8 protein-coding genes and 1 tRNA gene are annotated in these 6,865 nt (G+C 36.5%); 2 read left to right on the plus strand and 7 right to left on the minus strand.

The genetic code is table 11. The features are described from left to right. The 7 genes from F6K40_RS37610 to F6K40_RS37640 form a co-directional block, all read right to left on the minus strand. A partial coding sequence (locus F6K40_RS37610) for a hypothetical protein (protein WP_293144546.1) occupies nt 1-242 on the minus strand: 242 nt, incomplete at its 3' end. A gap of 92 nt (nt 243-334) precedes the next feature. Continuing rightward, nucleotides 335-532 (minus strand): hypothetical protein, encoded by a 198-nt coding sequence (locus F6K40_RS37615; protein ID WP_293144549.1) that lies wholly within the window; start codon nt 530-532, stop codon nt 335-337. An 87-nt stretch (nt 533-619) separates the two neighbouring features. Next, nucleotides 620-805, minus strand: coding sequence for a hypothetical protein (locus F6K40_RS37620; RefSeq protein WP_293144552.1), 186 nt, complete (start codon nt 803-805; stop codon nt 620-622). Next, entirely contained in the window at nt 802-987 is a 186-nt protein-coding gene (locus F6K40_RS37625) for a hypothetical protein (RefSeq protein ID WP_293144555.1), read from the minus strand. The genes F6K40_RS37620 and F6K40_RS37625 overlap by 4 nt, the downstream gene beginning before the upstream one ends. Beyond that, entirely contained in the window at nt 972-1,169 is a 198-nt protein-coding gene (locus tag F6K40_RS37630) for a hypothetical protein (RefSeq protein WP_293144558.1), read from the minus strand. The genes F6K40_RS37625 and F6K40_RS37630 overlap by 16 nt, the downstream gene beginning before the upstream one ends. A gap of 165 nt (nt 1,170-1,334) precedes the next feature. Then, a complete protein-coding gene (locus F6K40_RS37635) occupies nt 1,335-4,613 on the minus strand; it encodes a tetratricopeptide repeat protein (protein ID WP_293144561.1) in 3,279 nt (1,092 codons plus the stop codon). A 192-nt stretch (nt 4,614-4,805) separates the two neighbouring features. Next, a complete protein-coding gene (locus F6K40_RS37640) occupies nt 4,806-5,750 on the minus strand; it encodes a calcium-binding protein (RefSeq protein WP_293144564.1) in 945 nt (314 codons plus the stop codon). A gap of 586 nt (nt 5,751-6,336) precedes the next feature. On the opposite strand from F6K40_RS37640, the gene F6K40_RS37645 reads away from it, so the two are divergent. After that, a tRNA-Ser gene (locus tag F6K40_RS37645) sits at nt 6,337-6,426 on the plus strand. A gap of 259 nt (nt 6,427-6,685) precedes the next feature. After that, on the plus strand, nt 6,686-6,865 hold a 180-nt coding region (locus F6K40_RS37650), incomplete at its 3' end, for a hypothetical protein (RefSeq protein ID WP_293144567.1).

Below are 6,865 nucleotides of genomic sequence, written 5' to 3' on the forward strand. Positions count from 1 at the left end.
CTGTTCCAGAAATCTACCAGGAGAAGTCTCGTCAAATTTCGACTTACTTTATTCTGCCAATCTTTGCGGAATTTCTCATGCTCTTGATTTTTCTTTCCCAGAAATCTACCAGGAGGAGTCTCGTCAAGTTTCGACTTACTTTTTCTGCCAATCTTTTCCGACTTTCTCATCCTCTGCTTTTTTCTGTTCCAGAAATCTACCAGGAGAAGTCTCGTCAAATTTCGACTTACTTTTTCTGCCAATCTTTTCTGACTTTCTCATCCTCTGCTTTTTTCTTTCCCAGAAATCTACCAGGAGGAGTCTCATCAAATAAGGAGTCTCGTCAAGTTTCGACTTACTTTTTCTGCCAATCTTTTCCGACTTTCTCATCCTCTGCTTTTTTCTGTTCCAGAAATCTACCAGGAGAAGTCTCGTCAAATTTCGACTTACTTTTTCTGCCAATCTTTTCTGACTTTCTCATGCTCTGCTTTTTTCTTTCCCAGAAATCTACCAGGAGGAGTCTTGCCAAATTTCGACTTACTTTTTCTGCCAATCTTTTCTGACTTTCTCATGCTCTGCTTTTTTCTTTCCCAGAAATCTACCAGGAGGAGTCTTGCCAAATTTCGACTTACTTTTTCTGTCAAAAATTTCCGAATTTCTCATCCTCTGTTTTTTTCTGTTCCAGAAATCTACCAGGAGGAGTCTCGTCAAATTTCGACTTACTTTTTCTGCCAATATTTTCCGAATTTCTCATCCTCTGCTTTTTTCTTTCCCAGAAATCTACCAGGAGGAGTCTTGCCAAATTTCGACTTACTTTTTCTGTCAAAAATTTCCGAATTTCTCATCCTCTGCTTTTTTCTTTTCCAGAAATCTACCAGGAGAAGTCTCATCAAATTTCGACTTACTTTTTCTGTCAATATTTTCCGAATTTCTCATCCTCTGCTTTTTTCTTTTCCAGAAATCTACCAGGAGGAGTCTTGCCAAATTTCGACTTACTTTTTCTGCCAATCTTTTCCGACTTTCTCATCCTCTGCTTTTTTCTTTTCCAGAAATCTACAAGGAGAAGTCTCATCAAATTTCGACTTACTTTTTCTGTCAAAAATTTCCGAATTTCTCATCCTCTGTTTTTTTCTTTCCCATAAATCTACCAGGAGAAGTCTTGTCAAATTTCGACTTACTTTTTCTGCCAATATTTTCCGAATTTCTCATCCTCTTGGTTTATAAGCATTCAGATTTTCAACATATTCAAGTAACTACTAAAGTTAACTGATGACCTTCTTATTCATAACTTTTAATTCTCCTTAAAGACTCAAATAATTTAACTTCTAACTTCTGACTTACGAATTCCGAGTTCATCAAATACCTATAATTTTCAGCATTTGATTTAGTGAATCTAAATTCACCAAAATATCTTCCACTAAGGAACTTTCATACATTATATTTCTAATCGGATAACAACTAAATGTTTCACCAATTAAAAAGTAATGCTCCAATCCTAATAATCGGCTAATATGCCAATAATAGTATCTAAGATAGTGGGGTGAGAAAAGCTCAATAACTTTTGTCCCTGGGTTAGAGAATACTATATTTGTTAAACCACTTCCATGAGGAGCGACTATAACCTTGGCATTGGCAAAAATCGCAATCTGATTTTCTAGAGACATTGACTCTGGAGTAACATAAGTAAACCCAAACTTGCATAATATTTCTCCTACCTCTGCTTCGTTGATTATTCGCCGATACCTAGCATTACCTCTACCTATATATATTCTTTCCGAAAAATCTGACTTATTATTAGCTATACCTCTGAGAAATACTTCTCTTAAAAATTTTAATCCCCACGGTTGTAACCATCCTAAATAACTAGGGTAAGAAGGTACGACTAATTCTTTTGCTTGAATATGAGGATAGCGATCGCTTGCTAAAATCTTCTCTTCTTTAATACCAATACTTTTCAATGTTTCTCGTTGAAAAGGTTGTTGATAGTCATTAACGACAAACCAATCTATCTCTTCTAAATTTATGCCCTGACGCAATATTTCTATTCTAGGCAACAAGTCTACCATCCAATGAAAATAGACATTTCCTGAGAGTACCGATAATACTGCTACCTTACCATCAATTTTTTCTAGAGGTGGTAGTTCTTCCAGGTCAAATATCTGATGTTGACTTGAGTCATGTTTTGTGCATCCTGGCAAGGGAAATGGATACTCCCTAGACAAATCTGCCAATAAGTAGTTATCTGGAGTCATAATGGCAATCCCGTAACATAGTCTCCAGTAATTTTTCTTAGGCATTATCCAAGCTCTTCCCCCCGGTACTCTAGTCACGAAAGTCGGACTTTGGGAAAGTTTCTGAAAGTAGGAAAATCCTTCTATACTATTTTTTGCATCTTTTGTCAAGGTAGCTATGCTTCCCTCCTTACCTAAAGATGTTAGGGATTTTATCCCCCCCTTTTGAAGGGGAGTTAGAGATTTATTCCCCCCCCTTTGAAGCGGAATTAGGGGAGATTTTTCCTGGGAAATTACAGAATTAGTTTCCTCCTTTTGAAGAGGAGTTAGAGAATTAGTTCCCCCCTTTTGAAGGGGAATTAGGGGAGATTTTTCCTGGGAAATTACAGAATTAGTTTCCTCCTTTTGAAGAGGAGTTAGAGAATTAGTTCCCCCCTTTTGAAGAGGAGTTAGAGATTCAGTCCCCCCCTTTTGAAGGGGGGTTAGGGGGGATTTTTCCTGGGAAGTTAAAGAATTAGTTTCCCCCTTTTGAAGGGGGGTTAGGGGGGATTTTTTCTGGGAAATTAAAGATTTAGTTTCCCGATTTTGAAGAGGAGTTAGAGAATTAGTTCCTCCCTTTTGAACGAGAGTTAGGGAGGAACTTTCCCGACTCAGCAAATCAATATCTTGACTAAACTCATCCTGAACCCTCAGACTATATACCCCTTGAGCAAGAGATTTTGGATTAAACCACTGATAAATTTGCTTTAAACATTCACTACAATTTAATCCTTGACATTCTAAATTTTTCTTCCTATTTTCAACATCTATCTTAATAGGAGATTTTACAAATTCTTCTCTACATTCTGTCGCTAATTTTTCTAATCTTACTTCTTTATATAGTTGGCAATAATTCTTACCATCTAATTTCTGCAACCAATCTTTTGTAGATAAATATAATCCCTCTAACTTTTGATAAGGTAAAAAATCATTATTGAATATGTGTTGTGCTTTTGCCGATAAAACCTTACTGTAATAATCTATTGCTTCCTGCCATCTCTGCTGTTTTTCCAGAACCTTAGCCAACTCAAAATAAATCTTTGTCGTCTCATCAACTCTACTTTCACTCAGTAAAATTTGCAGAGCTATTTGATAACTAATAATTGCTGAATTTAACCGTTTTTGTTTAACCAGACTCTTCCCTAATAACCAATAAATATCTGCCGAACCTGGTTCAATTTGTAAACCCCTTTCATAAAAATATTCAGCAGTTTCATAAGACTCACTTTCCATCAATACATTACCAAAATGAACATAATATTCCAGCAAATATTGAAAGATTTTCTGAGATTTTTGCCGAGCATTTTCTGAACCAGTGTCTAACCTTTGCAGTTCTTTGAGAAAATTAAAACCTGCTACTTTTGTCAAATACAACTCATCAGATATTGTATTTTCAGAATTTTCTAAATCTGCCTCTAATAACCCACAATAACCATCAACAAAATTATGATTAGTAATTACATTTTTCAAATAAACAAAAGCTGCTCCAAACTTACCTATACTCATCAAAGAAAAAGCACAATCACTAACAGCCAATACACTATCCTTTTCCCCCTTCAATCTAATAACTTCTTGAAAAGATTTTACCGCCAATTCATGCTCCCCAATAATTTGTAATGCCTTGCCCAAATTATAATGAGCTTTGATAAAACCAGGGTCTAATTGAATAGCACGATGATAAACAGCGATCGCCTCTAGAGGATTATTCTTTAATAAAGTAAAACCAAGATTATTATATAAACTTGGTGAATCAGACTTTAAAACTAACGCCTCTTTATAAACTTTAATCGCCTCTTCTGTTCGATTCATATCGGCTAAAACGCCACCTAAATTATCATAAGTTTCTACAAAATCTGGCTTTAATCTTATTAGTTTTCTATAAATATCAACTGCTGCTTGATAATTTTTTTGCAGTTCAAAAACAATGCCTAAACTAAAATAAGCCTTCAGATAATTTGGTTTCAGAATAATCGCTGTTTCATAGCAATTAATCGCACCTTCCAAATCTCCATATTGATGCTTTATCTTACCTAAATTATAATAGACCTCCGGAAATTTTAATCCTAAATCAATCCCTTGTTGATATTGATTAACTGCTTCAGCAAACCACCTTTTCTGACTATATAACTGACCGAGAAAAGCATGAACTTCTGCATATTCTGGCTTAATCTCCAAAGCTTTTGTATAAGCAAACATAGCTTCATCAAAATTATCTTCTGCTGCATAACTTTCCCCTAAGATTCTGTAAGCATCAGCAGAGTTTTGTTGTCTTTCTAATATTTGTTTACAGGTGACTATTGCTTCACTGAATTTACCTTCAGTCAAATATAATTTTGCTAATTTGAGATGTTTGTCTATTTTCATTCTTAGCGTGACCTTACTCTCGAACTTTTTCCGTGTAGCTGCTCACACGGATTATGCCACGGATATACGGATTAAGAGGTATAGCGCTACGCGCTATAAAACAAAAACAAAAACAAAATTCCCCCCTAAATATAGGAGGGAGTCAAAAGTTCATTCTCAGGTTATACCCATATTGAAAATTGATAAATCAACCTAGAATATTTCAAAGTCAGTATTTTGTAATGGGTTATCAGCATCATAGAAAAGAGTACCATCAGGATTTGTACGAGTAACCCGAGCAATTTGCTCTTCATCACCAAGAGTTCCTGTTGGGTTGTAGTAGACTAAACCATTTGCAGGATCATAGATTATCGCTGCTGGATTATCTCCATCAACTGCAGGGTTAAAGTTCTCAATGACTGCAAACTCATCTGCTGGTAGTGGCGATCCAGTAGGTGTACCTGTTAAAGCGTTAAATCTCGCATCCTCTGGAACTGGGAAGTTAGCAGCTAGAACTATCCTATCTCCCTCATCCCTATTAAAGTCTGTTAGGGTGTCAACTCCATAACTACCATTTGCATTAAACCAGAAGAAGAAATCATCAGCTCCAGTGCCACCTGTTAAAACATCATTACCTCTTGCACCAGATAGGAAGTCATCCCCTATACCTCCATCCAGAGTATCAGCACCTTTACCTCCTTCAAGGGTATCATTACCTGCATCACCCCCCAAAGCATCATTACCTATATTACCCTGTACGTTGTCGTTTCCTGCGCCACCGTCTACTACGTCATCTCCCCGATCGCCGAATAGAATGTCGCTTCCTTCGCCACCGCCTATAGTATCATTATCTCTACCACCTCTGACACTATCATCTCCTGTACCTGCGTCTATGGAGTCAGCTCCTCGGTTACCTTGGAGGGAGTCGGTGCCAGGACCACCAGTTACACTATCATCACCACCACCTAATACAACTACATCATTACCAGCACCTGCTGCCACAAAGTCATCATCAGCCAAAGATGAAATATTGTCAGAACCACTTGTTCCTGGAAGACGGTCTGGTCCTGGAGTTGCAACTAGGGTACGTCCCCCATCATCGACATCCGGATTAGGTACATCTACTGATGGTGGGGTTGGATTTGGTATTACTGTCACTTACTTACCTCGTTTTTTAGAATTTACTTTGCTAATTTATGTTTGATTAGCCCAAAGAGCTAATTTTTAGATTCTGTATAGATGACCTTTTTCGTTCATTTATATCTTTGTTTATAGGGAAAACTTTACCCTTGTAAACCAAGACATCACAAGGATAATTATTGTTCCGCCTCACTCAACTCTTACCTAATTTGATAATTCCTACTTTCAGGAAGTTAGGGCAAGAAGATTTCTGGGACAACACATCTACTTTAGATAGTGATAATTATTTACTATTGGGCGTACTTTTGGTTCTTGAAAACTCAAAAATACCACTTTGATAAATGTTGGCTACAAATTACTATTGACAGTTCTTATGTTGCCTGTTCCCTATAACTAGAGTTTTGTAACATTTTTTTTTCACGCTTGTTATAATATATGATATGGATGATTTTTTCAATTGTTAAAATCCTCTAAGATTTTGGTTAGGGTGAGACCTAAACTAAGATATAAATACTAGCAATCCGCTCCTAAGTCAAAATTAATTTTCCTTCTTACCTCTTGCCATAAACAAAAACATCTGTTATTATAATAATCTATTAGACCAGGAGAGGTGGCTGAGTGGTCGAAAGCGGCTCACTGCTAATGAGTTGTACGGGAGAACCCCGTACCGAGGGTTCGAATCCCTCCCTCTCCGTAACTTCAGTTATCAGTTATCAGTTATCAGCACCGACTGTTAAACTTGCTAGCTTGAAATAGTTTCTAAATATATAGAAAAATATTCTAATATTCAGTTCAGACCAAATTAATTAATCTTGGATGAACTACAACACCCTCTATCCCATTGCTAATAGCGTTTGGGACTACTTTACGATCTGCCGAATGTTATTACCTCGCTAATTTTACTTCTGCTTTTCTAGATTTATAGGTTTAACTACGAGGGAGGCTATAGACTTATGTCTTCCTCCGCTAGAAAGGATTTTCACCCATTTAAAATTAGGTCAATGGCTGTTGGCAAGTTTATGTTTTACATATTTGGCACTATTATATCTAATAAACCTTTTCTTTGTCAAAGATGGATAAAAGTTGATAGATTTCTAGATCTTTCTATTGATTCGGCAAAACTTTACAATACT

Source organism: Okeania sp. SIO3I5 (assembly GCF_010672085.1).
Classification (GTDB): Bacteria; Cyanobacteriota; Cyanobacteriia; order Cyanobacteriales; family Microcoleaceae; genus Trichodesmium.

Coding starts and splice junctions, on each gene's coding strand:
- F6K40_RS37635 (WP_293144561.1), bottom strand. CDS start 4,613: ATGAAAATAGACAAACATCTCAAATTAGCAAAATTATATTTGACTGAA.